This window comes from Sphingopyxis sp., from assembly GCF_016463645.1.
Taxonomy (GTDB): domain Bacteria; phylum Pseudomonadota; class Alphaproteobacteria; order Sphingomonadales; family Sphingomonadaceae; genus Sphingopyxis.
Window position 1 is genome coordinate 1 of sequence record NZ_JAEMQX010000010.1, and the last position, 25,435, is coordinate 25,435.

The window sequence follows — 25,435 nt, forward strand, 5'->3', positions numbered from 1 at the left end:
GGGGGTCCCTCTTCGACGCCGATCGGGGGTCCCTTTTGAACGCCGTTTGACAGTCGATCATGACGAACATCACCAGATACATGATGACGCCGCTAACGATCGTCTGCAGCGCGAGGCTGCGATAGGCTGGTTTCACGGCATTTCTCCTCGACGTGTCGCCACCCCGCGAAACTTCTAGAACCAGGCCCGCACCCCCATCACGAAGCTGACGCCGCTCGCATCCTCGCCCGCGGCGCGGGCGAAGCGCGCGGTGTCACCGACCTTGCGCGCCCATTCAACGCCGACATAAGGCGCGAATTCCTTCACGACCTCGTAACGCAAGCGAATCCCGAGCTCGAGATCCGAAAGCCCCGAACCGACGCCGGTCTCGGGCACGTCCTGCAGCGCGAAATTGACCTCCGCCATCGGCTGGAGGATCAGCTTCTGCGTGATGCGCTGGTCGTAATAACCTTCGAGCCGGGCGAGCAGGTCACCCTTGTTCGAAAGAAACAGCGCGCCCTCGACTTCGAACCAATAGGGCGCGAGCCCCTCGAAACCGATCGTCGCATAGGTGCGATCGGGGCCGGGTCCGAGGTCCTGCCTGATACCCGCCTGCGCGTTGAAATAAGGTCCGATCGCGCGGCTGTAGAGCGCCTGCACCTCGGCGCCCTCGATTCCTTCGCCAAAGACGCCTTCGCCTTCGCTCTTGATGGTCAGCCGGTTGATGTCGCCGCCGTACCATGCCTCGCCGTCCCAGCGAAAACCGTCGCGGCCCTTGCGCGCCTGATATTCGGCGAGATTGAAGCTGATGAATGCGATGGTTTGCGCGCCATTCTCTTTCATCATGTCGTGGCGCGAGTGCTCCATTTCAGCTTTCGGGTAAATGCGATCGGCATACCAGTCGCCCGGCGGCGCGGGAGCGGTCGCATCGCCGGGTGGCAGGTCGGTTCCGCTCCCGCCGCCCATGCCCGGCATCGGTTCCATTCCAGGCATCGCTTCCATCCCTGGCGTCGGCTCCATCCCCGGCATTGCGGGCATGGCGTCGGCTGAACTGGCCTTCGGAGTGCAATGACCCATTTTCGCGTGTTCGGGCGGACAATCTGGATCAGAAGATGACGACGCCTCCATTTCCATCGTTCCCATGCCGGTAGCGGGCTTCGCGGAAGCCTCGGCATCCGGCGTGCAATGCCCCATCGCGGCATGTTCCGGCGGGCAACTCGAAGGCTCGGGCGCCATGTCCATCCCTTGCATGCTGCCATGATCCATCGGCTCTTCGGCAGGCGCGGTCGGCGGCGGCGACGCTACCGGTGCGGGCGTGGGGGCCGGCGTCGGCGCGGGCGCCGAGCCGTGCATCGAATGATCCATCGATTGCGCAGCGGCCGGAACCGCGAAAGCGAGCGGCGCGATGCCGGCGAGGAGGAACGCGATCCGGGTCATTGCGCGTCCTCCTTCGGACGGACGCTGACGACGCGCATCATCCCGGCGTGCATATGGTAGAGAAGGTGGCAGTGGAACGCCCAGTCGCCGAGCGCGTCGGCGGTGAAATCGAAACTCGCGGTTCCGCCCGGCTGGACGAGCACCGTATGCTTGCGCGGCGAGCGGTCGCCTTTGCCCGTCACCAGCTCGAAGAAATGGCCGTGCAGATGGATCGGATGGCTCATCATCGAATCGTTGATCAGGTTGATCCGCACCCGTTCGCCTTCGATGAAGGGGATCGGCTCATGATAGTCGGACATCTTGATGCCGTCGAACGACCACATGAAGCGCTCCATGTTGCCGGTCAGATGGATGTCGAGCGAGCGCGACGCCGCGCGCACGTCGGGATTGCGTTCAAGCGCGACCAGGTCGTGGTAGGTCAGCACTTTGTGCCCGACATCTTCGAGCCCCTGCCCCGGCTCGCCCATACGATCCATCGGCATCGGCGATATCGTCTGGACGCTCGGATCGCGCTTGACCTGCGGCGCGACGCTGAAATCGCGCATGCTGTGCTGCATGCCGCCGGACCCATGATCCATGCCCGCCATCGCGCCGCCTTCGCCGGCGGGTGTGCAGTGACCCATCTTGGCGTGTTCCGGGGGGCAGGAAGGATTGGCCGCAGGCATGGGCATGGCGCCCATGTCACCGCCGCCCGAATGGTCCATGCCCGCCATGGAGCCGCCCGACATGTCCATGTCGCCCATGCCCATGTCCTTCATCGTGGCAAGCGGGCGTTCGCGAAGCGGTGGCACCTCGGCGATCATGCCGGCGCGCGGCGCGAGCGTCGCGCGGCCCATGCCCGACCGGTCATTGGCCTCGGCGACGAGCGCATAGGCGCGGTCCTCGACCGGGGTCACGATGACATCATAGGTTTCGGCGACGGCGATCTGGAATTCGTCGATTTCGGTCGGCACGACATTCAGCCCGTCGGCCTGCACCACCGTCATGCGAAGACCCGGGATACGCACGTTGAAGATGGTCATCGCCGAGGCGTTGACGATGCGCAGCCGCACGCGTTCGCCGGGATTGAAGAGCGCCGTCCAATTGTCGCGCGGCCCATGGCCGTTGACGAGAAATGTGTAGGTCGACCCGTTGACGTCGGCGACGTCGGTCGGGTCCATCCGCATCTTGCCCCAGTCGATTCGCTCCTTCAGCGGCTGGTCCTTGCCAGCGAGCAGTCCGGAAAGCGTCTGGCGCTGCATGTTGAAATGGCCGGGATTGACCTTGAGCTTGCGAAAGATCGCCTCGGGCGACAGCTGGCTGTGGTCCGACAACACGACCACATGTTCGCGGTCGTAGCCGATCGGATCGGGTCCGGCAGGATCGATCACGATCGGCCCATAATGGCCGAGTTGCTCCTGCAGTCCCGAATGGCTGTGATACCAATAGGTGCCCGACTGGACGACGGGAAATTCATAGACAAAGGTCGAGCGCGGCTTGATGCCGGGGAAGCTGACGCCGGGCACGCCGTCCATCTGGAACGGCAGAATCAGTCCGTGCCAGTGAATCGAGCTGTCCTCGTCGAGATCGTTGACGACGGTCAGGCGCGCTGTCTGCCCTTCCTTCAGCCGGACGAGCGGCGCGGGCACGGTGCCGTTAATCCCGATTGCACGGCTGACCTTGCCATCGATGCGCATCGTCTGGCGCGCGATGCGCAGCGTGATGTCGTTACCGGATACGGTCGGGAGGGGCGCGGTAATGCCGGACGACACCGGCTGGGCCCAGGCCGGGAACCATGCGGCCATCGCCGCAGCCGCCCCTCCGCCTAAAGCTCCACTGACGAACCGACGCCTTTCCATCTGCATATTCTTTCCGACCGTTACTGACTGTTCCTAAAGCTATACGCAGGCGGCACGGCTGCCCCTCAACAAAAATGCCGGACGATGAGGAGATGACGCCTGAACGAGCGGTCGAACCGTCAACCCTCCGCACTCGCGGACGTTCCCGCGAGTAATTCCCGGAGCCTGGTCCGCGCTCGGTAGAGGCGCGTTTCGACCGTCTTCTCGCTGACGCGCAAAATGACCGCGGTTTCGGCCTGGCTGACCTCGTCGACACCGCGGAGGAGCAAGACTTCGCGCAAATTCTGCGGCAGCTGGTCGATCGCCCCGCGAACCTTGGCGAGTTCTCGCCTGTCGGTCGCCTCGGAATCGGGCGCCGGACCATCGCTTGCTACGTGATGCGCATTTTCGAGCGGGAGCGCGCGGGAGAAAAAGGCGCGCACCTTTCGCCGTCTTGCCCAGTCGCGACATTTGTTGAGCGCGATACGGGCGATCCACGTGCGGAAGGGGCGTTCGCCATCATAGCGGTCGAGCGCCGAAAAACCGGAGACGAACGTCTCCTGCGTCAAATCCATCGCCTCGTCGGCATCGCCGATCTGCTTTACGATGAGCCGGTAGACACCCGTTTTGTAGCGGCGCAGCAACTCGCGATAGGCATCGTCACGTTGCGCGCGGGCGAGAACCGCCAAATCCTGGTCGCTACATTGCGATAAGTCGGCGCTCACCGCGCGTCGGCGGTCAGCGCCTTGACCACGCTCCTGTCGAACATTTCCGCCTGGTCGGGGTTGAGAACCCCGCGCATCGCGAAGAGATGCTGGAGCGTTTCCTTCTGCAACGTCCCCATCACCTCATGCGTCTCGTCGATCGCCTCCGTGACGCGCGGTCCATAGCCATGCTCGGCTTCGATCGCCTGCGCGAGCCGGACATTGGCGGCGCGCATCTCAAGCTCAAGCGCCTGCCGGCGACCGGCAAAGTCGGCTTCGATCCGCTCGAGTTTCGTTTCCTGCTCCGGGGTCAGATCGAGTTGACCGTGAAGAAGCGCATGAAGTTCGGTTTCGCTGGCTCTGGGCGCATCGGCCACCAGACGACCGACGAACACGCCGGCAATCGCCGCGGCGAAAGCAATGAGCCCCACGAGAAGAAGACGGCGCGACGGCATCGTTACTGCACGTCCAGCAAGGTGGAAGGCGCCAATGCGCTCGGCGGACCGAACGGGGTAAGGGGACTTGCCGCGACCGCTGGCTGGGAAATCGCGCTCCCCGCAAAAATACCGCCGCCAAGGGAGACAAAGGCCGCGAGCGCCATCAGGCGGCGCGTTGCTACCGCTTCGCGCCGGCGGATCGCCAATGCGCCCATGATGCGATCGTCGAGCGCGTCGAGCGCTGCGGGCAGATCGATCCTGTTCAAAATGCGAAGCTCCTCATCCATCGATCGTCTCTTCAAACCTTTCCATCATTGTACATACGCGCCGAAGCGCTTCACCCCTCACACTGGAATATTATACCGGAATATTTGAGGGCCATGCCGATATCCTGCGTATTAGCAGGACAGACACGCATTTGGAGGTGTTCATGTTCAAGTCTCTTCTCCCCTCTGCAGTGGCGGCTTTCGCACTGCTTATCACGCCGGTCGCAGCGAGCGCGCACACCAAGCTCGTCAGCTCGACGCCGGCCGCCAATTCGACCGTTTCGAAGGTCACGTCGGTCAATCTGCAGTTCAACGAAAAGATCGTCGCCTCGACCCTCAAGACCGAGCTGGTCATGACCGGAATGCCCGGCATGGCCAATCATGCACCGATGAAGGTGCCCTACTCGTCGATGATGGGCAAAGAGGGCAAGTCGGCGATGCTGATGCTCAAGCGGCCGCTGACGCCCGGAACCTACAAGGTCACATGGTCCGCGGCCGGCGCCGATACCCATCGCATGGGTAGCGAATTCAGCTTCACCGTTAAGTAAAGCGGTGGGGGACCCCGTCCTGATCGGCATCAGGTTCGCACTTTATGCGGACCTGATGCTCATCGCTGGCCTTGCTGCGTTCCCGCTCTATGCGCTGACACGAAGCGAACGCCTTGCGCCGCAGTCGATGATGGCCTCGATCTGGCGCGCAGAGCGATGGCTCTGCGCCGCCGGACTGCTTCTCTCCATCTTGGGGATGGGCGTGCTCGCGGCTTCAATGCAGGGTGTGGGGCTCCTCTCCCTGGAACTCCAGCCTTTCTGGGACCTTGTTCGCGAGACCGAGGTCGGCACAGCCTGGGTCTACCGGAGCGCAGCGCTACTGCTCGCGCTGGCCGTCGCGATCTGGATGGTCCGCTGGCCGACAACGTCGGCCGCCGTACTCGCGGCCGCAGGCTCGGTGGCCGTCGCGAGTCTGGTCTGGTCCGGCCACGCCGGCGCGACCGAAGGCGCCGCAGGCACCGCGCACCGGATCAGCGACATCTTGCACCTGATCGCAGCCGCGGTCTGGATCGGCGCGATCGGCGCCTTCCTGATCCTGATCTCACCACGTCGTGTCCGCGAATGGCCGGGCGGGCCCCAAATTGCGGCGCGGAGCCTCGAACAATTCTCGCGCGTCGGCACGATCTGCGTCCTCGTCATCGCCGCCACCGGCCTCATCAATAGCCAGATGATCGTCGGCGCCGAGAATCTCGGCCGGTCTCTCGGGTCGCCCTATGGACAATTGCTCCTTGCCAAGCTCGCTCTGTTTGGACTGATGCTTGCGCTCGCGGCCGCCAATCGCTGGCGACTGACGCCTGCGCTCGCGGCGGCGACGGCGGCAAGCGACGATGCAGAAAGCGTCGATTCCGATCCAGATGCGGCGCTCGCGGCCATGCGCAGGAGCCTCATCATCGAAGCGTCGGCCGCGCTCGCCATACTCGCGCTGGTTGCCTGGTTCGGGACGCTCGAGCCGTTCGTCGCCGCCGATCCGGTTTGACGCTCAACACCGTCTCCTGGTCCGGCTCGATCATGCTCGGGACCGGCTGGGCATTGATCGATGCGCGCATCGGGAACAGCCGTCCTCATGGCCATGTGGCGCATCAGGTCAGCCTCGCCGTCGAACGCGACCTCGAAATTTCCGGCGATGCCGACATGATAGTCCCTGCCGGACATGCGGTAGCCATTGCGTCGCAAGTCCGGCACCGCCTGGGGCCGCCAGGCGCCCTCGTGCGATCATTTTATCTCGACCCGCTTTTTCGCGCCGACGCGCGGCTGTCCGTCGGATCGGCGCCTGTCCTGTTGACACCGGTAGAGACAGCCGGACTATGCGATATCGCTAGCGGCGCAGACGCAAAGCGCTGGGCGTCCGGCTATCTCGACCGGTCGCAGGCGCGTCCGGTGGATGCACGCCTGTCCGAAGCGCTCGCGGCCCCCGATGATTTGTCGAGTGCCCGCGCCCTGGCCGACGTTGCCTGCCTCTCACCCTCGCGCCTGCGCGAAATCGTCAGCCGCGACTTCGGCGTGCCTCCGGCCAAATTGCTGCAATGGCTCCAGCTTCAACGCGCAGTGCGGGCGCTGGTCGGCGGCGGAAGCCTCGCCGCCGCCGCCGCCGCGGGCGGCTTTGCCGATCAGTCGCACTTCACGCGCCGCTGCGCCCAATGGCTCGGCGTCACGCCTTCGGCCGGCCTCAGCGCTTTCGCTTTCGAAATCGTGCCCTGAGCCACACGCGCCTAGCTCCGGCGAAACATTCAAGACCGGCGCGCCAGCTCGCGCCTAAACGTCTCGTCGAGACTCGCGCAGCCGCAATCCAGCGGCAAGCCAAAGCGTCGAAAGGAGACGGCCATGCCCGACCCGATACCCGTAGCGAGTTCCTACACGCCAGCGGCAGGATATCACTTCTTGACGCCCTTTTATGATTTCGGCGTCGCGGTGACGACGCGCGAGCGCGTGTGGCGCGACCGTCTCGTTCGCCATATGGCGCTCGGCGAGGGTGACGTTATTCTCGACATCGGTTCGGGTACGGGAAATCTCGCGCTGGCGATCGGCCGCCATAGCCGGGACGTCCGCTATCTCGGTATCGACCCCGACGAAGCTGCGACGCGAATTGCCCGAACCAAGACCGCGCAGATTGTTCCGCCGCCGGAGTTTCGCGTTGGCTTTTTCGCGGCTTCGGCGATCGATGACTGGCCCTCGCCTGCCAGGATTGCGATCTGCCTCGTCCTTCATCAGGTCGGGCTTGAGGAAAAGGCACGTCTGCTACGCGAGGCCTGGCAGGTGCTCGCGCCGGGCGGCAAACTCTATGTCGCCGACTATGGGGAACAGCGCAGCCGCCTCATGCGGTTGTTGTTCCGCCTCACGATCCAGCAGCTCGATGGCGTCCAGGACACCCAGCCCAACGCCGATGGATTGCTACCGGTGCTGATGAGAGAGGCTGGCTTTCGCGATATTTGCGAGCTTGAGACATTTCGCACGCTAACCGGTGCGATCGCCATCATCGAGGCCGGCAAGCCCCGGATCTGATTGGACGGGGCAAAGAAAATCCGAGGGATAATCACCTTCCTTGCGTATCGATAGGAGCGGCTCCATTCTGGAGCCGCCAGGAAAGCCACCAACGGCGAACACGGCCGGCGGCGTTCGGACGGCTCCGCCATAGGGTGGGCATCCGATATGGACGGGAGCGGCGACGATGCACGATCATCAAGGCGCGGAAAATGGCAGCGGGAGTACGACCGATCCGGTCTGCGGCATGATGGTCGACCCGGCCACCACGCCGTACATGGCGACGCACGGCGGCAAACACCATCATTTTTGCAGCGCAGGTTGCCTCGCCAAATTCGAGGCCGATCCCGATCTTTATGCCGCAAAGCGCGAGCCGGCCATAGCCGATGCACCCGAGGGCGCCATCTGGACCTGCCCGATGCATCCCGAGATCCAGCGCCCCGGCCCTGGAAGCTGCCCGATCTGCGGCATGGCACTCGAGCCCGTCATGCCAGCCGCATCCGACGGCCCGAGCGAAGAATATCGCGACATGCGGCAGCGCTTCTGGATCGGGCTCCTTCTCGCCCTCCCGGTGGTTGCGCTCGAAATGGGCGGTCATCTGACGGGCCTCCACCAATATGTCGGCCGCCAGACGAACAACTGGATCCAGATGCTGCTTGCGACCCCCGTCGTGCTATGGGCGGGCTGGCCCTTCTTCGAGCGCGCGTGGCTCTCGATCCGCAACAAAAGCCTCAACATGTTCACTCTCATCGCGATGGGGACGGGGGTCGCGTGGGGCTACAGCATGATCGCGGCGATAGCCCCGCAAATCTTCCCTGCCGCCTTCCGCGCCGCCGACGGCTCTGTCGCGGTATATTTCGAGGCCGCCGCGGTCATCACGGTGCTGGTGCTGCTCGGGCAGGTACTCGAACTCAGGGCGCGCGAGACGACGAGCGGCGCGATCCGCGCGCTTCTGGACCTCACGCCCAAGCTCGCCCGCCGCGTCCGCAGCGACGGAAGCGACGAGGAGGTCGCGCTCGAGGAAGTCGCGGTCGGCGACATGCTGCGCATTCGTCCGGGCGAAAAAGTCCCGGTCGATGGCATCGTCGTGGAAGGCCGCGGCTCGGTCGACGAATCGATGGTCACGGGCGAGTCGATGCCGGTGACCAAGGAGGCCGGCGCGGCGCTGATCGGCGGGACAATCAACCAGACCGGCGGCCTGCTCATGCGCAGCGAGAAGGTCGGGCGCGATACGATGCTCGCGCGGATCGTACAGATGGTCGCCGACGCGCAGCGCAGCCGCGCCCCGATCCAGCGCCTCGCCGATACGGTTTCGGGCTGGTTCGTGCCGGGCGTCATCGCCGTCGCCGTCGCGGCTTTCATCATCTGGTCGCTCGTCGGACCGGCGCCCGCAATGGCCTATGGCCTGATCGCCGCCGTCTCGGTGCTCATCATCGCCTGTCCCTGCGCGCTCGGCCTAGCGACGCCGATGTCGATCATGGTCGGCGTGGGGCGCGGCGCCGAAGCCGGCGTGCTGATCAAGAATGCCGAGGCGCTTGAACGGATGGAGAAGGTCGACACGCTCGTCGTCGACAAGACCGGGACGCTGACCGAAGGCAGACCCTCGGTCGTCGCGATCGAAGTCGCCGACGGCTTCGAAGAGCAGGATTTGCTGCGGATTGCCGCGAGCCTCGAGCGTAGCAGCGAACATCCATTGGCGGCGGCGATCGTCAAGGCCGCCGACGACCGGGGCCTCGCGCTGGTCGAGCCATCGGGGGTCGATCAGCCAGTCGGCAAGGGCATCGTCGGGGTCGTAGACGACAAGGCGATTGTCCTCGGCAATGCGAACTTTCTCGAAGAATATGACGTCGATCTGGGCGCGCTCGCCGAGGCAGCCGACCGCCTTCGCACAGACGGCGCGACGGCGATCTACATCGCGGTCAACGGCAAGGCGGCCGGCGTCATCGCCATCGCCGATCCGGTCAAGGAGACGACAAGCGCAGCACTCGCGGCGCTGCGCGAAGCCGGAATCAAGGTCATCATGCTCACCGGCGACAATCGCGTCACCGCCGAGGCGATCGCACGGCGGCTCGGCATCGACAATGTCGAGGCCGACGTCCTCCCCGACCAGAAGAGCGCCGTCGTCCAGCGGCTGCGCGAAGAGGGCGGGATCGTCGCCATGGCCGGCGACGGGGTCAACGACGCCCCGGCGCTTGCCGCCGCCGATGTCGGCATCGCCATGGGTTCGGGAACCGACGTCGCCATCGAAAGCGCAGGCGTCACGCTGCTGCGCGGCGACCTTATGGGTATCGTCCGGGCGCGGCACCTCAGCCATGCGACGATGGGGAACATCCGGCAAAACCTTTTCTTCGCCTTCGCCTATAATGTCGCGGGCATTCCGGTCGCGGCGGGGGTGCTCTATCCGGTCTTCGGGCTGCTCTTGTCACCGATCATCGCCGCCGCCGCGATGGCGCTTTCGTCGGTGAGCGTCATCGCCAATTCGCTGCGGCTGCGGTTCGTGAAAATCTGATCGAAGCGTCGCCGCGCCGTTCGGCGGCGGGTATTGAAAAAGGGAGAATGGGGATGAGAGGTTTCACTGCAGCGGCGATCGGGCTGGCGCTGGCCATGGCGGTTCCCGCCCACGCGGCCGCAACCCCGGATTATCAGGCGGCCGCCGCGACGCTGGCGCAATATAAGCAGGCGATCGAGAGCCGCGACCTGTCGGGCGTCGAAGCCTTGTTCGCGCCCGACGCCCAGATCTTCGAGTCGGGTGGCGTCGAAGGAAATTTCGCGCATTATCGCGACCATCATCTTGCCCCTGAATTGAAGGCGTTCAAATCCTTCGCGTTTAGCGACTATAAAATCTCGGTGCGCGGCGAAGGCGAGGTCGCGCTCGCCACCGAAACCTATAATTATACGATCGTCCTCACCAATGGCGAGACGATCGTGCGCGCGGGCGTCGCGACCAGCGTGCTCAAAAGGACCGACGGCCAATGGCGGATCATCAGCTTGCACAGCTCCTCGCGTAAGCCGAAGGCGTGAGCGGCGAGCGCGCGATAGGGTGCCTGTTCGCCGCGGCGCGATCAGCCCCGCTCGAAGACCGAAATAATCGGGCAGTGCGTCCGGTGGATCGTAACCGCGGCGGGGTCAGCCGCGAACTGCACATTTGACCCGCCCGAGTTTGGAATTGACGGCAAGTTGGACAAGGATCATGTGTCGACCGTGAAGCGTTGGCTTTCCCTCTTGCTCCTTCTGGGAGCGATGCTGGGCCTTTTGGCCCAGGAAGCGGCGTTCGCATCGGCGCCTGCCATGCCCATGCCGGCGGACACCACCATTGCCGCATCGGCGATGAGCGATGAATGCGCGGAAATGATGGGGATCGACACGTCCCAAGATAAGGCGCCCTGCAAGGGCCTGACACTCGACTGCATCGCCAAGATGGGCTGCGCATTGCCGCCAACGGTCGTGACTCCTGCCACCTTGTTGGCGACGTCCGACCATAGCGCCGAGCCGACCGACCAATTGCCGATCGCGCGTCTGCGCGGCCGCACCTTCGGACCCGAGCCCGACCCGCCCCTATTGCCCGGCTGAAACGCGCGATGCGCGGTGACCGTCGTCGCCGCGCATCCTTCTGCTTTTCAACCGAGGATATTCGACATGAAGACGATCATTGCGATGGCCGCAGCGCTTGCGGCTTTCACCACCGTGCCCTCCTTCGCCCAGGAGGCGGGCGGCCATTATGAATGGCAATCGCGGCAGGTCCCGGGCCCGAACAAGTCGGGCGCCACCACGAGGGTTCGCGTGTGGGTCGCGGACAAGCCCGAGCAGATGGCGAACTGCGACTGCGCCATGATGAAGACCGACGCGGCCGGCTGCATGCAAGCCATGCCCGGGCAGCGCATGTCGCCCTCCAAGGGCTGACGGCTTCCGTCCCCCGGCCGCCCGGCCGGGGGACATTCCCGCCTGTCTCGAAAGAGGGGGACATATGCGCATATATCTTGCGGCAATTTTGCTGATCCCGATGCCCGCGGCGCTGCGTGCCGAGCCGATGACGCTCGATGCGGCGCTCGTCCGCGCGGCATCGGAGGCGCCCGAATTGCAGGGCCGCGAAGCCGGCATCGATGCCGCCCAATCGGCGGCGATCGCCGCCGATCGGCTGCCCGACCCGAAACTCAATATCGTCCTGCAGGATTTCCCGGTGACGGGTCCCGATGCAGGCCGGTTCAATCGTGACAACTTCACGATGCAGGTCGTCGGTATCAGCCAGGATTTTCCGAACCCCGCCAAGCGGCGCGCGCGTGCAACGCGCGCGCAGGCCGACATCGGCATCGCCCGCGCCGACGAAGCGGTCACCGCGCAGGACATCCGGCTCTCGACCGCTCTCGCCTGGGTCGATCTCTATTATGCCAAGAAGCGGCTGAAGGAACTCGACCTGCTCGATGACGGCCTCGAGGATCTTCAATCGACGGTGACGGCACGGCTCGCGAGCGGCGCCGCGCGCCCGGCGCAGGCGCTCGAACCCGACCAGCTTCGCGCCGCGATCAACGATCGCCGCAGCGCGCTCGCGGCCGAGATTGCCCGCGCCCGCGCGCAGCTCGCGCGCTTTACCGGCGACGCGGCCGCCGACACGCTGGGCGATTTGCCGCCGCAGGCGATCGACGAGCAAGGATTGCGCGCCGGGATTGATGCCTTGCCAAGGCTGCGGGCGCTCGACGCCCGCGCCATCGCCGCCGACGCCGAAACCGGCCTCGCGCGCGCCGACAAGCGCCCCGACTGGAGCGTCAACGCGGCCTATGGGCGGCGCGAGCCCAATTATGGCGACCTCGTCACGGTCGGGGTTACCGTCGACCTACCCTTCTTCTCGAAAAAGCGGCAGGACCCGAAGATCGCCGCACGCGCCAGCGAAGCGACGCGCGCCCGGCTCGACCGCGAGGCCGCGAAGCGCGACATCGCCGCGGCGCTCGACGCTGATCTCGCCGACCATCGCATGCATCATGAGCAGCTTGGCAATGCACGGTCACGGCTGGTGCCGCTCGCCAAGAAGCGCGCCGAACTCGATCTTGCAAGTTACGCCGCCGGAAAGCTCGACCTCGGGACTGCGCTCCTGTCGACTCTCGCGCTCGCAGAGGCCGAAGTCGATGCGCTCGCACGCGAAGCCGAGGTCGCGCGCGACGCGATCCGGATCAACTATATTTATGGGGAGGCAGGTCGATGACCGATGCAACATCAGCGGCGCGTTGGCGCGCCGGAATCCTGACCGCGGTACTGATCGCGGGCGGCGGCGGCTATTGGCTCGGACAGAGCGGTCAGAGCGACGCACCAACCGAGGCCGGAAGCGGCGGGCGGAAGATCCTCTATTATTATGACCCGATGTTCCCGAACCAGAAGTTCGACAAGCCCGGCAAGTCGCCCTTCATGGACATGCAGCTCGAGCCCAAATATGCCGACGAGGGCAGCGGTGCGGCGCCAGGCGTGTCGGTCGACCCGGCGGCGCGGCAAAGCCTTGGCATAAGGGTGGTCGCCGCAGAAATGGGCAGCCTTGCCGCGACCTTCGACGTCAACGGCAGCATCGATTTCAACCAGCGCGACGTCGCGATCGTCCAGGCGCGCTCGGGCGGTTTCGTCGAGCGCGTCTATCGCCTCGCGCCCGGCGATGTGATTGGCGTCGGCACACCGATCGCCGACCTGCAATTGCCCGAATGGGGCAGCGCGCAGACCGAATATCTGAGCGTCAAAAAGCTCGGAAAACCCGACCTCACCGCGGCGGCGCGGCAGCGGCTGCGGTTGATGGGCATGCCCGAAGGCGTGATCGCCGAGGTCGACCGGACCGGGCGCACCGGCGGCAAGCTGACGGTGCGCGCGCCAATCGGCGGGGTCGTCCAGACACTCAATGCGCGCGCAGGCGTGACACTCGCCACAGGCCAGACGCTCACCGAAATCTCCGGGCTCGAAACGGTGTGGCTCAACGCCGCTCTTCCCGAAGCGCAGGCCGACTTGGTGAAGATCGGCCAGCGGGCGAGCGCGACCCTCACCGCTTTCCCCGGCGAAATCTTCACCGGCCGGGTCATTGCCATCCTGCCGACCGCATCGGCGGACAGCCGGACGCTGACAGTGCGCGTTGAGCTCGCCAATCGCGGCGGGCGCCTGCGCCCCGGCATGTTCGCGGTGGTGGCGCTCGGCGGCGACACGAAACCGGCGCTGCTGGTTCCGAGCGAAGCGGTGATCCGCACCGGTACGCGCAGTATCGTGATGCTCGAGAAGGGCGACGGACGCTACCATCCTGCCGAAGTGGTTGCCGGACGCGAAGGCGGTGGCAAGACCGAGATATTGCAGGGGCTCGCCCCCGGCGAGAAGGTCGTCGCGTCGGGCCAGTTCCTGCTCGATTCCGAAGCAAGCCTGACCGGCCTCACCGTCCGCCCGCTGGAGGCGGCGCAATGATCGCGAAGATCATTCATGCCTCGGTCGCGGCACGCGGGCTCGTCGTTGCGGCGGCGCTGATCCTGACATTGCTCGGGATCGTCGCGGTGCGCACGACGCCGGTCGATGCCCTACCTGACCTGTCGGATGTCCAGGTCATCATCCGCACCACCTATGCGGGCCAGGCGCCGCGGATCGTCGAGGACCAGGTCACCTATCCGATCACGACAACGATGCTCTCGGTGCCGGGCGCGCGCGTGGTGCGCGGCTATAGCTTCGTCGGCGACAGCTTCGTCTATGTCCTGTTCGACGACGGCACCGATCCCTATTGGGCGCGCAGCCGCGTGCTCGAATATCTAAGCCAGGTGCAAAGCCGGCTTCCCGAGAGCGCACGCGCAAGCCTCGGCCCCGACGCGACCGGGGTCGGCTGGATCTATGAATATGCGCTCGTCGACAAGAGCGGCCGCCACGATCTCGCCGAGCTGCGCAGCCTTCAGGACTGGTTCCTCCGCTTCGAGCTCAAGTCGGTTCCCGGCGTCGCCGAGGTCGCGAGTATCGGCGGCATGGTGCGCCAATATCAGATCATCGTAGATCCACAGAAGCTCGCCGCCTTCGGCGTGACCGCATCCGAAGTGGCAGACGCCCTCAAGCGCGCCAACCAGGAAAGCGGCGGCGGCTCCCTCGAGCTCGCAGAGGCCGAATATATCGTCCGCGCGAGCGGCTATCTGAAATCGCTCGACGACTTCCGCGCGGTGCCCGTTCGCACCGCCGCCGGCGGCGTCTCGGTAACGGTCGGCGATGTCGCGACGGTCCAGATCGGCCCCGACACAAGGCGCGGCATCGCCGAACTCAACGGCAAGGGCGAAGTCGCGGGCGGCGTGATCGTGATGCGCGAAGGCAAGAATGCCCGCGAGGTCATCGACGGCGTCCGCACCAAGCTCGCCGAGCTCAAACGCAGCCTGCCGCCCGGCGTCGAGATCGTCACCACCTATGACCGTTCGGGGCTGATCGACCGCGCGGTCGACAATCTTACCTCGAAGCTCGTCGAAGAGTTCATCATCGTCGGGCTCGTCTGCGCGCTCTTCCTCTGGCACGCGCGCTCGGCACTGGTCGCGATCCTGACGCTGCCGCTCGGCATCCTCATCGCCTTCATCGTGATGCGGCTGCAGGGACTCAACGCCAATATATTGTCGCTCGGCGGCATCGCCATCGCGGTCGGTGCGATGGTCGACGCTGCGGTGGTGATGATCGAAAATGCCCATAAGCATCTCGAACATTGGGAGCGCGATCATCCGGGCGAGGAACTGAAAGGCGCCGAACGCTGGCGCGTCATCACCGACGCCGCCGCCGAGGTTGGGCCCGCCCTCTTCCTCAGCCTCCTCATCATCACCTTCTCCTTCCTCCCCATCTTCACGCTCGAAGGCCAGGAGGGACGGCTCTTCTCGCCGCTCGCCTTCACCAAAACCTATGCGATGGCGGCCGCCGCGATCCTCTCGATCACGCTCATCCCGGTGCTGATGGGCTGGCTGATCCGCGGTAAGATACCCGCCGAACAGAGTAATCCGGTCAACCGCTGGCTGACCCGCATCTATCGCCCGGCACTCGACTGGGTGCTCGAACGGCCGAAAAAAGCGCTCGTGATCGCCGGCCTCGTCTTCGCCACCAGCCTGTGGCCGATGACCCAGATCGGCGGCGAGTTCATGCCGCAGATGCACGAAGGCGACCTCCTTTACATGCCCTCGGCGCTACCCGGCATCTCGGCCGCAAGGGCATCGAGCCTGCTCCAGCAGACGGACCGACTGATCAAGACCGTGCCCGAGGTCGAGAGCGTGTTCGGCAAGGCGGGGCGGGCCGACAGCGCGACCGACCCCGCGCCGCTCGAGATGTTCGAGACGACGATCCGCTTCAAGCCGAAGGACCGTTGGCGCCCCGGCATGACCGAGGAGAAATTGATCGAGGAGCTCGACGCGCGGGTCCGGGTTCCGGGGCTCGCCAATTTCTGGATTCCCCCGATCCGCAATCGCATCGACATGCTTGCGACCGGGATCAAGAGCCCGGTCGGCATCAAGGTCGCGGGCTCGGATCTTGCCGGGATCGATCGCACCGCCAAGCGCATCGAAGCGGTCGTCAAGACCGTACCCGGCGTAGCGTCGGCGCTGGCCGAGCGGCTGACTGGTGGGCGCTATATCGATGTCGACATCGATCGCGCCGCCGCAGCACGCTACGGCCTCAATGTCGCCGACGTGCAAGCGATCGTCTCGGGCGCGATCGGCGGCGAGACGATCGGCCAGACGGTCGAGGGGCTCGCCCGCTATCCGATCAGCGTCCGCTACCCGCGCGAGCTGCGCGACAGTATCGGCGAGCTCGCGAGCCTTCCGGTCCTGACGCCGTCGCGCCAGCAGATCACGCTCGGCACGGTGGCCAGAGTCAAGGTCAGCGACGGGCCGCCAATGCTGCGCAGCGAGAATGGCCGCCCGGTGACCTGGATCTACGTCGACAGCCGCGGCCGCGATTTGCAGGGCCTCGTGCAGGACATCCAGCGGGCGATCGCGCGCGATGTCGATCTGCCGCCCGGCGTCAGCGTTTCCTACACCGGGCAGTTCGAGTTCCTCGTTCGTGCGACCGAGCGGATGAAGGTCGTCGTGCCGGTCACGCTCGCGATCATCTTCCTGCTGCTCTACCTGACCTTCCGCCGCTGGGACGAGGCGCTGCTCATCATGGCGACCCTGCCCTTTGCGCTCACCGGCGGGCTCTGGCTCCTCTATCTGCTTGGCTATAACCAGTCGGTCGCGAGCGCGGTCGGGTTCATCGCGCTTGCGGGCGTTGCCGCCGAGTTCGGGGTCGTCATGCTCATCTATCTCAAGCATGCGCTCGCCGATCGCAGCGACGGCCACATATTGGCCGCGGTTCGCGAAGGCGCGCTGCTCCGCGTCCGCCCGAAGGCGATGACCGTTGCGGTTATCCTCGCGGGCCTGTTCCCGATCCTCGTCGGGACCGGCACCGGCTCCGAAGTGATGAGCCGCATCGCCGCGCCGATGATCGGCGGCATGCTCACCGCGCCGCTGCTGTCGATGCTTATCATTCCCGCCGCCTATCTGCTGATGCGAAGGCGTGCGGCTCATCCCGTCCAACCCGAAGGAGAAACGACATGAATAAACTCACTGCGATTACGCTCAGCCTTGCGCTCGGCGCTGGACTTGTCGCCTGCGGCAAGCAAGGCGAAGCACCGAAGACGGAAGAAAAGGCCGCGATGGCCGATGACACAGGGACCATGGCGGCCCCGGCCGAAACGAAGCATGGCAAGGGCACGGCGACCGTGACCGCGATCGATACGGCAAAAGGCCAGGTCACGCTCGATCATGGCGCGATCGCCGAACTCGAATGGCCGCCGATGACGATGGGTTTTGCGGCGAAACCCGAGCTGCTGAAGGACATCAAGGTCGGCGACAAGGTCGCGTTCGAGCTCAATTGGGACGGCAAGGCCGGGACGATCACCAAGCTCGACAAGGCGCCGTAACGCGCCGCCATTGCGCGCGGTGGCCCTAGTTGCCGCGCGCAATGGCTGCTTTGGGGCGCTGGCGGAAGACGGCTGTACTCGAACCTAGTCGGACAGCGCCTCCAGAAGCGGGCAGCCCCCGGCATCGCCGGCGCCGCACGCCTCGACAAGATCGCCCAAGACAGCGGCCATCCGGTCGAGGTCGGCGCGCTTGGCGAGGACGTCGGCAAGCTGGCTCTCGGCCATATGGCGCGCCTGATCGCAGCTATGGCCGCCGCCTTCGGCAAGAAGGAGCAAAGTCCGGACCGTATCGAGGGGAAACCCCAGTTCGCGCGCGCGGCGCACAAATGCAAGGCGCCGCACACCAGCTGAATCATAACGGCGAAATCGCCCGTACCGGACCGGCGCGGGCAGAATGCCGATGCGCTCATAATAGCGGATCGTCTCGATATTGCAGCCGGTAAGCCGAGAAAGCTCGCCGATGGGGATGGTGCTTGAGGGGGCCATTGCGATTCCGCTTGCATCTGTAGTCACTACAGATGGTAGACTTGCCGCTACCGCGAAACAAGGAGTTTGAATTTGGCTGGAGATGCAAGGCGTCCAAAAGGATTTGGGGCCATTTCGCTGGCGCTTGGCGGGATCGCATCGGGCTTTCTCGCAGCCACCTGCTGCGCCCTCCCCATGCTGCTGGCCTCGGCGGGGCTCGGGTCCGCCTGGCTCGTCGGCATAGCGGTCCCGGCCGCGCCCTACCGGCTCTGGTTCGTCGCATTCGGCGCAATTTCGCTCGTCGCCGGTGGCGTCCTGCTGGCGCGCCAGCAGATGCGCGCGGCGCGCTGCGGCGCCGATGGCCTGTGCGTGCCCGCGTCGCTGCGCTTTGTGACCCTGATCGGACTGCTCCTCGCCGCCGTCCTCCTCTGGCTCGGCTATCGCTATGCTTGATCCCTCGCCGGTCCTGCAATCGACGCTGACGTGTCCGCTCTGCGGTCAAATCGCCGACGAAATCATGCCCACCGATGCGTGTCAGTATTTCTACGACTGCAAGGGATGCGGCGCGCTGCTCAAGCCGCTGCCAGGAGACTGCTGTGTCTTCTGTTCCTATGGCACGGTACCCTGCCCGCCAATACAGGTTGACGGCGGCAAGGGCAGTTGCTGCGGCTGAGCCGCAAGCCGCCGACAGTCCCGATAGCGCGGCGGCTAGGCATTTCCGGCGGCGATGGCCTCGATGACCCGGCAATCCGACACCGGCCCGCCATCGCAGAGCTGGACGATACGGGCAAGTTCAGCACGGAGCCGCGCCATCCGTTCCAGCTTTTCATCGACATCGAGCAGGTGACGCGCCGCAACTGCGCGGATTTCGGCGCAGTCCTGCCCCGGCCCCAAGGCCAGCGCCGTCAACGACCGGATTTCATCGATCGAAAAGCCGAGGCCGCGGGCATTGCGGATGAATGCGAGGCGCCCGACATCCTCATCCCCGTAGGTGCGCCGGCCAGAGGCTGTGCGCGCTGCGCAAGGCAGCAATCCGATATCCTCATAGAAGCGGATCGTGTTTACCTTGGTGCCGGTGCGTTTCGCCAGGCCGCCGATCGGCAGCCGCGTGTCGCGCGCCATCTCCCTTCCTCTCAGTCTCGTTTCGATTTCAGCTTGCTTCTACAGTTACTGTAGAATGTAGAACAGGGGAATGAGCAACGACAGCAATTGCGGCTGCACGGGCGACACCGTCAGGGCCGAACGCGATCCCGCCTATCGAAGGGCCTTGTGGATCGTCGTAATTCTCAATCTCGGCTTCGGCGCGATCGAGATCGTCGGCGGGTTCATCGCCAACAGCCAGGCGCTGAAAGCCGACTCGCTCGACTTTATCGGCGACGGCACGATCACGTTGGCCGGCCTCGTCGCGATAGGCTGGACTGCGCTCGCCCGCACGCGTATCGCCTTGGCCCAAGGCCTGTTCCTGCTGTCGCTTGGCATAGGGGTCATCGGCGTCGCGCTGTGGCGTGCCCTGACCGCGGTTCCGCCCGAAGCCGAGCTGATGGGCGGCATCGGCGCCGCCGCCCTCCTCGTCAACCTCACCTCGGCCGCGGTCCTCTCGCGGTTCCGCGAAGGCGACGCCAATGTCCGGGCGGTGTGGCTGTTCAGCCGCAACGACGCGATCGCCAATGTGGCGGTGATCATCGCCGCCGGCCTCGTCGCATGGACCGGGCAAGCCTGGCCCGACCTTGCAGTCGCCGCCATCATTGCCACGCTTTTCCTGCATTCGGCCTATGAGATTCTACGCAGCGCGCGGACCGAATTGCGCGAACTGTCGACTGTGCCCGGACAATAGGGCCAATGCCCCCCGCCCGCCGCTTTCTCTCTCTGCTGATCGCGCTCGCTGCAATCTGCGGCCTCGTCGTGCCGACGGCACAGGCCCGCACTGATGCCGGCGAAGTCCAGACCATCTGGCGCCTGCTGGACTATGTTGCGGTCGACTATGGTGGAGCGGTCTCGAATGGCGCGGTGACGAGCACGGTCGAATATGCCGAGATGACCGAGTTTTCCGCCACCGTTCGCAAGGGGATCGAAGCGCTTCCGGTATCCCCGGCGCGGGCTCGCCTTGTCAGTGAAGCGGGACAACTCCAGACGGCGATCGCATCGAAGGCGGACCCCGGCAAGGTGGCTGGCCAGGCGCGCGGACTCGCGGCGGACCTCCTCGCCGCCTACCCTGTGCCCCTCGCGCCGCGCAACGCTCCAGATCCCCGGCGCGGAGCCCAAGTCTATCTGGAAAATTGCGCCAGCTGTCACGGCGCGCGCGGCGATGGCAATGGACCTCAGGCCAAGGGGCTCGACCCGGCACCTATCGATTTCACCGACGCCGGACGCGCTCGCAAGCGCAGTCTGTTCGCGCTCTATCAGGTGATAGGACAGGGGCTCGAAGGCACGTCCATGCCCAGTTTTGCCCATTTGCCCTCCGACGACCGCTGGGCGGTAGCAGCCTATGCCGGTGGATTTGCCTTTCGCGACGTCGCAGCCGGCCGGCGTGTCTGGAACCAGACCCCTGCGGCGCGCGAACTGGTCCCCGACCTGCAAGCCTTCACGAGTCTCAGCCCGGAAGTGCTTGGTCGTGGGCTGGGATCGGAGCAGGCCGACGCGCTTACCGCCTATTTGCGCTCAGATCCCCAAGCATTGACAACCGCTTCGCCCGCGACGCTTGCGGTTGCCCGTGACAAATTGGCGCAAAGCCTTGCCGCGTACCGCAAGGGAAATCGGAGCGAGGCAGAGCGTCTCGCGCTGTCCGCCTATCTCGACGGTTTCGAACCGATTGAGCCGATCCTGACGACGCGCGATTCCGCCCTTATGGCGCAAATCGAATCCGCGATGTCCGATTATCGCGTGTCCATCGCGCGAGGTGTGCCGGTCGATGCGGTCGCGGGTAAAGCCGCCGCAGTCGAAACCCTTTTCGCCGATGCCGAAGCTGCACTGTCTCCCGATGCAGCCAGCGACGCATCGACCTTTGTCGGGGCGCTTACCATCTTGCTGCGCGAGGGTCTCGAAGCGCTTCTGATCATCGTGGCGATGATCGCCTTCTTGCGAAAGGCCGAACGGCCTGAGGTCCTACCCTATGTCCATGGCGGCTGGATCGCAGCCCTGGCAGCCGGCGGCGCAACCTGGGCAGTCGCGACCTATGCAATCTCGATCAGCGGAGCGAACCGCGAGTTGACAGAGGGATTTGGCTCGCTTTTCGCCGCAGTCGTTCTCGTCTGGGTCGGCATCTGGATGCACGGAAAGTCACATGCGGAGAGCTGGCAGCGCTATATTCGCGAAGCGATGGGCAAAGCGCTTTCACGTCGCTCGGCCTGGTTCCTGTTCGGGCTCGCTTTCCTCGTGGTCTATCGGGAAGTCTTTGAGACCATCCTGTTTTTCGCAGCTCTCGCCGCGCAAGGAAGCCGCAGCGCGATCGCCGCCGGAGCCGGAACCGCAGTGGTGATCCTGGCAGCAATCGCATGGGTCATGCTTCGTTACAGCCGGGTCCTGCCGATCGGAAGATTTTTCGCTTACAGCTCTTCGCTCATCGCTATCCTCGCGGTTGTCCTGGCCGGCAAGGGCGCGGGCGCGCTACAGGAAGCCGGCCTCCTCGGCATCACCCCGCTAGCTCATTTTCCCCGCTTCCCGGCGATGGGGATATTTCCTTCGCTCGAACCGTTGTTGCTCCAGCTTCTCGCGCTTGCAATCCTCTGGATCGGCTATCGTTACAACAGTCGGCAACATCGCCGCATCGAGACAGCGCCCGGTCGATGAGGGGAATCATCACGGGGTCGGCGCACTCCTCCTTGGCCGTAAGACGGCTTCCGAAAAGAGCCTCCGAGCCAGAGTGCTTACCCGGCGCCCGTTACGCACACGAGTTAGGCCTGCTATTGCGACCCGATGCCCGAAACGTCCAACTGGAACGGCCGACTTAGCCTCGGCGACTATCATGCTCTCTGGTCGGGTTCGGTTGGCGATGCCGCCGCGCACCGCCATTTTGCGGCGCAGGCAGTGTTTTGTGCCGAGCCGCTTACCGTGGTCGATGCTGATGGCGCGCGCCTGTCGGGGCGTTGCTTGCTCATCGAACCCGATACCGTGCACCGGCTGCTCCCCGCGCCCACGGCTGAATTATGGTTCGTCGAGCCGACAGTGGTCTTCGGTCCGCCGGTAGATCTGAAAGACCGGCTGATCTGCTCCGATCCGATTCATGTCGCGCTGCCGGGACAGCGGTCCTTCTGGAAAAACTGGCTCACGCGAGGCGCCCGACCCCCGCTCGATCCGCGCATCACCCGCGCCGCCGCCTCGATTGACCGCCTGATCCCCATGGGCTCTGTCCGTCTCGCGGCTGTGGCGGAGGAGAGCCGCCTTTCGCTCGGCCGCTTCCGGCATCTCTTTGCCGCCGAGATCGGCATGCCCTTCCAGCGCTTTGTGCTCTGGCGAAGGTTGATTATCGCCTTCGACGAATTGGGAATGCGCCGCAGCGCGACCGAGGCCGCACACATGGCAGGGTTCAGCGACAGCGCGCATTTCGCCCGCACGATCAAGGCGATGTTCGGTATCCGGGCAAGCGACCTTTTCATCGAATCATAGCCTCTCCGTTCAAGCCGGTGCGTGATCGCGCCTGGTAGAGGCGCATCATGTCAGACGCACACAGAGACTTCGTCCCGGCACTCGGCAAGAGCGGATCGCTCGACCGCTACGATGCCGCCATAGCCCTCATGACCAGAGAGAAAAGATGGCGAAGCGACTTGCTGCGCTTCGCCGAACCGCGGCCGGGCGAGCGGATCGTCGATATCGGGTGCGGCACGGGAACCTTTGCGATCGCCCTCAAGCAGGCGGCGCCGGAGAGCATCGTTCTGGCGGTCGATCCCGACCCCGCCGTGCTGGAAATCGCGCGCGCCAAGGCTGAGGTTGCCGATGCCGAGATTCGATGGTTCGAGGCTATGGGCGACGAGCTGGACGGCATCGACGCACTCCGGCAATGCGACAAGATCGTATCGAGCCTGGTCCTTCACCAGTGCCCGATGGCCGTTAAGGAAGCGATTGCCGCGCAGATGTTCAGGCTCCTGAGGCCGGGCGGGACCCTTTTCATAGCCGACTATGGCGAGCAGCGCTCGCTGCTGATGCGCATGCTTTTTCGACAGATCCAGCTGCTCGACGGGTTCGAATATACCGAACCCAACGCTAAGGGCTGCGTCCCGGTGATCCTTAAAGCCGCGGGTTTCGAGGCGGTCGAAGAGATGAGAGTCATCCCGACGCCGACCGGCTCGATTTCAATCTATGGGGCGAAGCGGTAGTTTCTCGCCCGGCCCGCGCGGTCGCGGCTAGCCGCGCCAGTGACGCCCGCGGTGATGGTGGTGCATCCGGCGCTTCTGATAGCGCCGCTCGTAGCGGTCCCGCCGTTCATAGCGGCGATCATGGCCGCGGTAGTAGGGATCGTAGCCACGATAGCCACGATCATAGCCATAATTGGGCACGCCGTGGCGTGAGGAACGATAGTCGCGGTCATGACCACGTGGCGCGTCATGTCCGCGGCTATATCCCCCGCGATCGCCATGGTGCTGGGCAAGCGCTGTTCCGGGGAGCGCGAAGGCGAGCATCGCGGCCGCGATCGTCATCAGTTTTCGCATGTCAGTCTCTCCTTTTCGTGGCGTTCAAAATCCCCCTTCATGTTTGAATGCGCTGTGAATATTGGCTCCGATGCTGCCGATCGGACGGTGACCCGGCGTCTCCATGCGACAGGCCGATGGCGGGAGAGACAGTATCGCGCCGCATGGTGGGCACCCGTCCCGCGTGGACGAAGCGGGACGGGTGCGGGCCCTCATTTGCCCTTTGCCGCTACCGCGGCCTGGACTCGGGCCTCGACCTGTTCGGGGCTCGGCTGGACGAGCATCTCGCCATTGACGAAGAAGGTCGGCGTGCCCCGGACGCCGACCGCACGCGCGTCGGCGATGTCCTGCTCCATCCAGGCCATCGCATCGGTTGTCGGCATCGCGCGCGCCTTCGCGACATTGAGGCCGGCCTTCTCGGCGGCCGCCCAGGCACCGTCCATCTTGCCGTCGTGCCATTCGGGCTGCGCTTCGAGCAGGGCGGCCGTCACCGGCTCGAGCTTGCCCTGGACGCGGGCGGCTTCGAGGATCACGATCGCCTCGGCCGAGCCGGGGTGCAGCGGCAGGTAGCGCATAACGAGACGCACATCCTTGGGATATTTGGCAACGATGCCCTTCACCGTGGGATAGAAGGCGCGGCAGGCCTCGCACGACGGGTCGAAAAATTCGACGATGGTGACCGGGGCATTTTTCGGTCCGATGATCGGCGAATGCGGGCGAATGAGGCTGTCGACGGGCCCCGCCACGACCTTCTTCGTGGGTTCGCCCTCGGCGGTTCCGCTGTAGAGCATCGCGCCGCCGGTGAAAGCGAGTGCGGAAACGACAAGCGTGGCCACCACTCCGATGCGTTTGTTCATGATTTCAGTCTCCTTTGGAAGTTGAGCAAGAGGGTGAGGATGAGCGCGAACGCGGTCAGCGACGGGAGGGGCAGCGGCACGCCTCCGATTGCCATGCTCTCTCCCGAGCATGATGGACCGCCGGTGCAGGGGACGATCGGGGCCGGAATGACGCCGACGTAGAGCAGGCTATGATAGAAAGCGACGAGACCACCGCCCGCAGCCAGCGCCAGCCCATAAGGAACGATGGCGCGGTCCGACCTGAACGCCGCGATGCCGAGAATGATCGCAAGCGGGAACATGAAGCTACGCTGGAACCAGCAGAGGTCGCACGGCGCCTGGCCCATGACCTCGCCGACGAAGAGGACGGCCAGGCTCGACAGGAGGGCGATTGCCCAGGCCGCGCCGAGCGGACGCCATTTGTGCGGCGCGAGCAGCGGAAAGCTCGTCATCGCCGGCCACCTTTGAACTTGGACTTGGGCCGTCGCGGCGGCGGTGGCGGCTTGCTGTATTTGGACTTGAGGTAGCTGAGCAGGATGCCGTCGATCGACGCGATCATTCGCTGGAAGCTGGTCTTGATGCCGGGAAGCCGGAGCCAGGCAAAGGGCCCGCGGCAACGATAGCGGTGAACGAACTTCGTCCCGCTCGCCGTCGGCGTCAGGATATAACTCTCCTCGAACTGGAGGATGAAGCTCGGCTTGACGTCGAGTATCAGCTCCTCGCCCGGGCGCGCGGAGAGCACCGCCGCGGAGACTTCGAGAAACTTGGGCTTGTGCGGATCCATGCGCATCGAATAGCGGATCGCGATCGGGTCCTCGGCAAGCTGCTCGATCCGGACATAGGGATTCCAGATCCGGTGGTTCTCGAAATCGCCGAGGACCGCCCATATCTGCTCCGGACTATAGGGGAGGTCATGCTCCCGCTCGAACTCCAT

Annotated in this window: 29 protein-coding genes; 18 read left to right on the forward strand and 11 right to left on the reverse strand. The window is 65.0% G+C overall.

The annotated features are described in order from the left end of the window. Positions 1–174: 174 nt before the first annotated feature. From JHC57_RS04290 to JHC57_RS04310, 5 genes are all read right to left on the reverse strand, one after another. The gene (locus tag JHC57_RS04290) at positions 175–1,416 is read right to left on the reverse strand and encodes a copper resistance protein B (RefSeq protein WP_294028811.1); all 1,242 of its coding nucleotides are present in this window, start codon (positions 1,414–1,416) and stop codon (positions 175–177) included. Then, positions 1,413–3,260 carry a copper resistance system multicopper oxidase gene (locus JHC57_RS04295; protein ID WP_062767659.1) on the reverse strand — a complete coding sequence of 616 codons (1,848 nt, stop codon included), beginning with the start codon at positions 3,258–3,260 and terminating at the stop codon, positions 1,413–1,415. The genes JHC57_RS04290 and JHC57_RS04295 overlap by 4 nt, the downstream gene beginning before the upstream one ends. Before the next feature lie 113 nt (positions 3,261–3,373). Next, positions 3,374–3,958, reverse strand: a complete 585-nt coding sequence (locus JHC57_RS04300) for an RNA polymerase sigma factor (RefSeq protein WP_062767657.1) — start codon at positions 3,956–3,958, stop codon at positions 3,374–3,376. Further along, complete coding sequence (locus tag JHC57_RS04305) at positions 3,955–4,392, reverse strand: periplasmic heavy metal sensor (RefSeq protein WP_062767655.1); 438 nt, start codon at positions 4,390–4,392, stop codon at positions 3,955–3,957. The genes JHC57_RS04300 and JHC57_RS04305 overlap by 4 nt, the downstream gene beginning before the upstream one ends. A 2-nt stretch (positions 4,393–4,394) precedes the next feature. Beyond that, the gene (locus JHC57_RS04310; RefSeq protein WP_062767653.1) at positions 4,395–4,661 is read right to left on the reverse strand and encodes a hypothetical protein; all 267 of its coding nucleotides are present in this window, start codon (positions 4,659–4,661) and stop codon (positions 4,395–4,397) included. A gap of 143 nt (positions 4,662–4,804) precedes the next feature. Between JHC57_RS04310 and copC the strand changes: the two genes are divergently transcribed. The 12 genes from copC (at position 4,805) to JHC57_RS04370 (ending at position 17,579) form a co-directional block, all read left to right on the forward strand. Then, positions 4,805–5,188 carry a copper homeostasis periplasmic binding protein CopC gene (copC, locus tag JHC57_RS04315; RefSeq protein ID WP_058802399.1) on the forward strand — a complete coding sequence of 128 codons (384 nt, stop codon included), beginning with the start codon at positions 4,805–4,807 and terminating at the stop codon, positions 5,186–5,188. A 4-nt stretch (positions 5,189–5,192) separates the two neighbouring features. Continuing rightward, positions 5,193–6,164, forward strand: coding sequence for a copper homeostasis membrane protein CopD (copD, locus tag JHC57_RS04320; RefSeq protein ID WP_062767651.1), 972 nt, complete (start codon positions 5,193–5,195; stop codon positions 6,162–6,164). Beyond that, entirely contained in the window at positions 6,161–6,886 is a 726-nt protein-coding gene (locus JHC57_RS04325; RefSeq protein WP_294028812.1) for an AraC family transcriptional regulator, read from the forward strand. The genes copD and JHC57_RS04325 overlap by 4 nt, the downstream gene beginning before the upstream one ends. A gap of 123 nt (positions 6,887–7,009) precedes the next feature. Then, on the forward strand, positions 7,010–7,687 hold the full coding sequence (locus JHC57_RS04330; protein ID WP_062767647.1) for a class I SAM-dependent methyltransferase: 678 nt from the start codon (positions 7,010–7,012) through the stop codon (positions 7,685–7,687). Between the two features lie 166 nt (positions 7,688–7,853). Continuing rightward, positions 7,854–10,175, forward strand: a complete 2,322-nt coding sequence (locus tag JHC57_RS04335; protein WP_062767645.1) for a heavy metal translocating P-type ATPase — start codon at positions 7,854–7,856, stop codon at positions 10,173–10,175. 53 nt (positions 10,176–10,228) lie between these two features. After that, positions 10,229–10,687, forward strand: coding sequence for an SgcJ/EcaC family oxidoreductase (locus JHC57_RS04340; RefSeq protein ID WP_062767643.1), 459 nt, complete (start codon positions 10,229–10,231; stop codon positions 10,685–10,687). 156 nt (positions 10,688–10,843) lie between these two features. Then, positions 10,844–11,236: a hypothetical protein gene (locus tag JHC57_RS04345; protein WP_255265929.1), complete on the forward strand. Its 393-nt coding sequence runs from the start codon at positions 10,844–10,846 to the stop codon at positions 11,234–11,236. 15 nt (positions 11,237–11,251) lie between these two features. After that, entirely contained in the window at positions 11,252–11,566 is a 315-nt protein-coding gene (locus tag JHC57_RS04350; protein WP_294028813.1) for a hypothetical protein, read from the forward strand. 64 nt (positions 11,567–11,630) lie between these two features. Further along, positions 11,631–12,860, forward strand: coding sequence for a TolC family protein (locus JHC57_RS04355; RefSeq protein ID WP_062767641.1), 1,230 nt, complete (start codon positions 11,631–11,633; stop codon positions 12,858–12,860). Then, positions 12,857–14,083 carry an efflux RND transporter periplasmic adaptor subunit gene (locus JHC57_RS04360; RefSeq protein WP_294028814.1) on the forward strand — a complete coding sequence of 409 codons (1,227 nt, stop codon included), beginning with the start codon at positions 12,857–12,859 and terminating at the stop codon, positions 14,081–14,083. The genes JHC57_RS04355 and JHC57_RS04360 overlap by 4 nt, the downstream gene beginning before the upstream one ends. Next, positions 14,080–17,214, forward strand: coding sequence for an efflux RND transporter permease subunit (locus JHC57_RS04365; protein ID WP_062767637.1), 3,135 nt, complete (start codon positions 14,080–14,082; stop codon positions 17,212–17,214). Before JHC57_RS04360 ends, JHC57_RS04365 begins: the two co-directional genes overlap by 4 nt. Next, entirely contained in the window at positions 17,211–17,579 is a 369-nt protein-coding gene (locus JHC57_RS04370; RefSeq protein ID WP_003046451.1) for a copper-binding protein, read from the forward strand. The genes JHC57_RS04365 and JHC57_RS04370 overlap by 4 nt, the downstream gene beginning before the upstream one ends. Before the next feature lie 84 nt (positions 17,580–17,663). Here JHC57_RS04370 and JHC57_RS04375 read toward each other — a convergent pair whose 3' ends face one another. Next, positions 17,664–18,065, reverse strand: a complete 402-nt coding sequence (locus JHC57_RS04375; RefSeq protein WP_003046453.1) for a helix-turn-helix domain-containing protein — start codon at positions 18,063–18,065, stop codon at positions 17,664–17,666. Between the two features lie 174 nt (positions 18,066–18,239). On the opposite strand from JHC57_RS04375, the gene JHC57_RS04380 reads away from it, so the two are divergent. Continuing rightward, positions 18,240–18,497, forward strand: a complete 258-nt coding sequence (locus tag JHC57_RS04380; RefSeq protein ID WP_003046455.1) for a hypothetical protein — start codon at positions 18,240–18,242, stop codon at positions 18,495–18,497. Next, entirely contained in the window at positions 18,490–18,717 is a 228-nt protein-coding gene (locus JHC57_RS04385; protein ID WP_081611194.1) for a GDCCVxC domain-containing (seleno)protein, read from the forward strand. The genes JHC57_RS04380 and JHC57_RS04385 overlap by 8 nt, the downstream gene beginning before the upstream one ends. Positions 18,718–18,752: 35 nt before the next feature. Here JHC57_RS04385 and JHC57_RS04390 read toward each other — a convergent pair whose 3' ends face one another. Next, complete coding sequence (locus JHC57_RS04390) at positions 18,753–19,166, reverse strand: helix-turn-helix domain-containing protein (protein WP_003046458.1); 414 nt, start codon at positions 19,164–19,166, stop codon at positions 18,753–18,755. A 70-nt stretch (positions 19,167–19,236) separates the two neighbouring features. Here JHC57_RS04390 and JHC57_RS04395 point away from each other — a divergent pair, with 70 nt between their 5' ends. The 4 genes from JHC57_RS04395 (at position 19,237) to JHC57_RS04410 (ending at position 23,353) form a co-directional block, all read left to right on the forward strand. After that, complete coding sequence (locus JHC57_RS04395; protein WP_037553278.1) at positions 19,237–19,878, forward strand: cation transporter; 642 nt, start codon at positions 19,237–19,239, stop codon at positions 19,876–19,878. A 5-nt stretch (positions 19,879–19,883) separates the two neighbouring features. Further along, positions 19,884–21,830 (forward strand): cytochrome c/FTR1 family iron permease, encoded by a 1,947-nt coding sequence (locus tag JHC57_RS04400; protein ID WP_003046463.1) that lies wholly within the window; start codon positions 19,884–19,886, stop codon positions 21,828–21,830. Positions 21,831–22,130: 300 nt separating this feature from the next. Next, complete coding sequence (locus JHC57_RS04405; protein WP_161786522.1) at positions 22,131–22,646, forward strand: AraC family transcriptional regulator; 516 nt, start codon at positions 22,131–22,133, stop codon at positions 22,644–22,646. A gap of 47 nt (positions 22,647–22,693) precedes the next feature. Next, positions 22,694–23,353 carry a class I SAM-dependent methyltransferase gene (locus tag JHC57_RS04410; RefSeq protein WP_037553277.1) on the forward strand — a complete coding sequence of 220 codons (660 nt, stop codon included), beginning with the start codon at positions 22,694–22,696 and terminating at the stop codon, positions 23,351–23,353. Positions 23,354–23,380: 27 nt separating this feature from the next. On the opposite strand, the gene JHC57_RS04415 is transcribed toward JHC57_RS04410, so the two are convergent. From JHC57_RS04415 to JHC57_RS04430, 4 genes are all read right to left on the reverse strand, one after another. Continuing rightward, positions 23,381–23,686: a hypothetical protein gene (locus JHC57_RS04415; protein ID WP_003046472.1), complete on the reverse strand. Its 306-nt coding sequence runs from the start codon at positions 23,684–23,686 to the stop codon at positions 23,381–23,383. A gap of 191 nt (positions 23,687–23,877) precedes the next feature. Further along, the gene (locus tag JHC57_RS04420) at positions 23,878–24,522 is read right to left on the reverse strand and encodes a thioredoxin domain-containing protein (protein ID WP_003046475.1); all 645 of its coding nucleotides are present in this window, start codon (positions 24,520–24,522) and stop codon (positions 23,878–23,880) included. After that, positions 24,519–24,953 carry a disulfide bond formation protein B gene (locus tag JHC57_RS04425; RefSeq protein WP_003046478.1) on the reverse strand — a complete coding sequence of 145 codons (435 nt, stop codon included), beginning with the start codon at positions 24,951–24,953 and terminating at the stop codon, positions 24,519–24,521. Before JHC57_RS04425 ends, JHC57_RS04420 begins: the two co-directional genes overlap by 4 nt. Further along, positions 24,950–25,435: an SRPBCC family protein gene (locus JHC57_RS04430; protein ID WP_003046480.1), complete on the reverse strand. Its 486-nt coding sequence runs from the start codon at positions 25,433–25,435 to the stop codon at positions 24,950–24,952. Before JHC57_RS04430 ends, JHC57_RS04425 begins: the two co-directional genes overlap by 4 nt.

Bases quoted from the DNA above. Each gene is read 5' to 3' on its own strand.
- JHC57_RS04355 (WP_062767641.1), top strand. From the start codon at position 11,631: ATGCGCATATATCTTGCGGCAATTTTGCTGATCCCGATGCCCGCGGCG.
- JHC57_RS04385 (WP_081611194.1), top strand. From the start codon at position 18,490: ATGCTTGATCCCTCGCCGGTCCTGCAATCGACGCTGACGTGTCCGCTC.
- JHC57_RS04395 (WP_037553278.1), top strand. From the start codon at position 19,237: ATGAGCAACGACAGCAATTGCGGCTGCACGGGCGACACCGTCAGGGCC.
- JHC57_RS04400 (WP_003046463.1), top strand. From the start codon at position 19,884: ATGCCCCCCGCCCGCCGCTTTCTCTCTCTGCTGATCGCGCTCGCTGCA.
- JHC57_RS04305 (WP_062767655.1), bottom strand. From the start codon at position 4,392: ATGCCGTCGCGCCGTCTTCTTCTCGTGGGGCTCATTGCTTTCGCCGCG.
- JHC57_RS04365 (WP_062767637.1), top strand. From the start codon at position 14,080: ATGATCGCGAAGATCATTCATGCCTCGGTCGCGGCACGCGGGCTCGTC.
- JHC57_RS04390 (WP_003046458.1), bottom strand. From the start codon at position 19,166: ATGGCGCGCGACACGCGGCTGCCGATCGGCGGCCTGGCGAAACGCACC.
- JHC57_RS04330 (WP_062767647.1), top strand. From the start codon at position 7,010: ATGCCCGACCCGATACCCGTAGCGAGTTCCTACACGCCAGCGGCAGGA.
- copC (WP_058802399.1), top strand. From the start codon at position 4,805: ATGTTCAAGTCTCTTCTCCCCTCTGCAGTGGCGGCTTTCGCACTGCTT.
- JHC57_RS04370 (WP_003046451.1), top strand. From the start codon at position 17,211: ATGAATAAACTCACTGCGATTACGCTCAGCCTTGCGCTCGGCGCTGGA.
- JHC57_RS04340 (WP_062767643.1), top strand. From the start codon at position 10,229: ATGAGAGGTTTCACTGCAGCGGCGATCGGGCTGGCGCTGGCCATGGCG.
- JHC57_RS04380 (WP_003046455.1), top strand. From the start codon at position 18,240: ATGCTGCTGGCCTCGGCGGGGCTCGGGTCCGCCTGGCTCGTCGGCATA.
- JHC57_RS04375 (WP_003046453.1), bottom strand. From the start codon at position 18,065: ATGGCCCCCTCAAGCACCATCCCCATCGGCGAGCTTTCTCGGCTTACC.
- JHC57_RS04415 (WP_003046472.1), bottom strand. From the start codon at position 23,686: ATGCGAAAACTGATGACGATCGCGGCCGCGATGCTCGCCTTCGCGCTC.
- JHC57_RS04310 (WP_062767653.1), bottom strand. From the start codon at position 4,661: ATGGATGAGGAGCTTCGCATTTTGAACAGGATCGATCTGCCCGCAGCG.
- JHC57_RS04430 (WP_003046480.1), bottom strand. From the start codon at position 25,435: ATGGAGTTCGAGCGGGAGCATGACCTCCCCTATAGTCCGGAGCAGATA.
- JHC57_RS04410 (WP_037553277.1), top strand. From the start codon at position 22,694: ATGTCAGACGCACACAGAGACTTCGTCCCGGCACTCGGCAAGAGCGGA.
- JHC57_RS04360 (WP_294028814.1), top strand. From the start codon at position 12,857: ATGACCGATGCAACATCAGCGGCGCGTTGGCGCGCCGGAATCCTGACC.
- JHC57_RS04420 (WP_003046475.1), bottom strand. From the start codon at position 24,522: ATGAACAAACGCATCGGAGTGGTGGCCACGCTTGTCGTTTCCGCACTC.
- JHC57_RS04295 (WP_062767659.1), bottom strand. From the start codon at position 3,260: ATGCAGATGGAAAGGCGTCGGTTCGTCAGTGGAGCTTTAGGCGGAGGG.
- JHC57_RS04425 (WP_003046478.1), bottom strand. From the start codon at position 24,953: ATGACGAGCTTTCCGCTGCTCGCGCCGCACAAATGGCGTCCGCTCGGC.
- JHC57_RS04335 (WP_062767645.1), top strand. From the start codon at position 7,854: ATGCACGATCATCAAGGCGCGGAAAATGGCAGCGGGAGTACGACCGAT.
- JHC57_RS04290 (WP_294028811.1), bottom strand. From the start codon at position 1,416: ATGACCCGGATCGCGTTCCTCCTCGCCGGCATCGCGCCGCTCGCTTTC.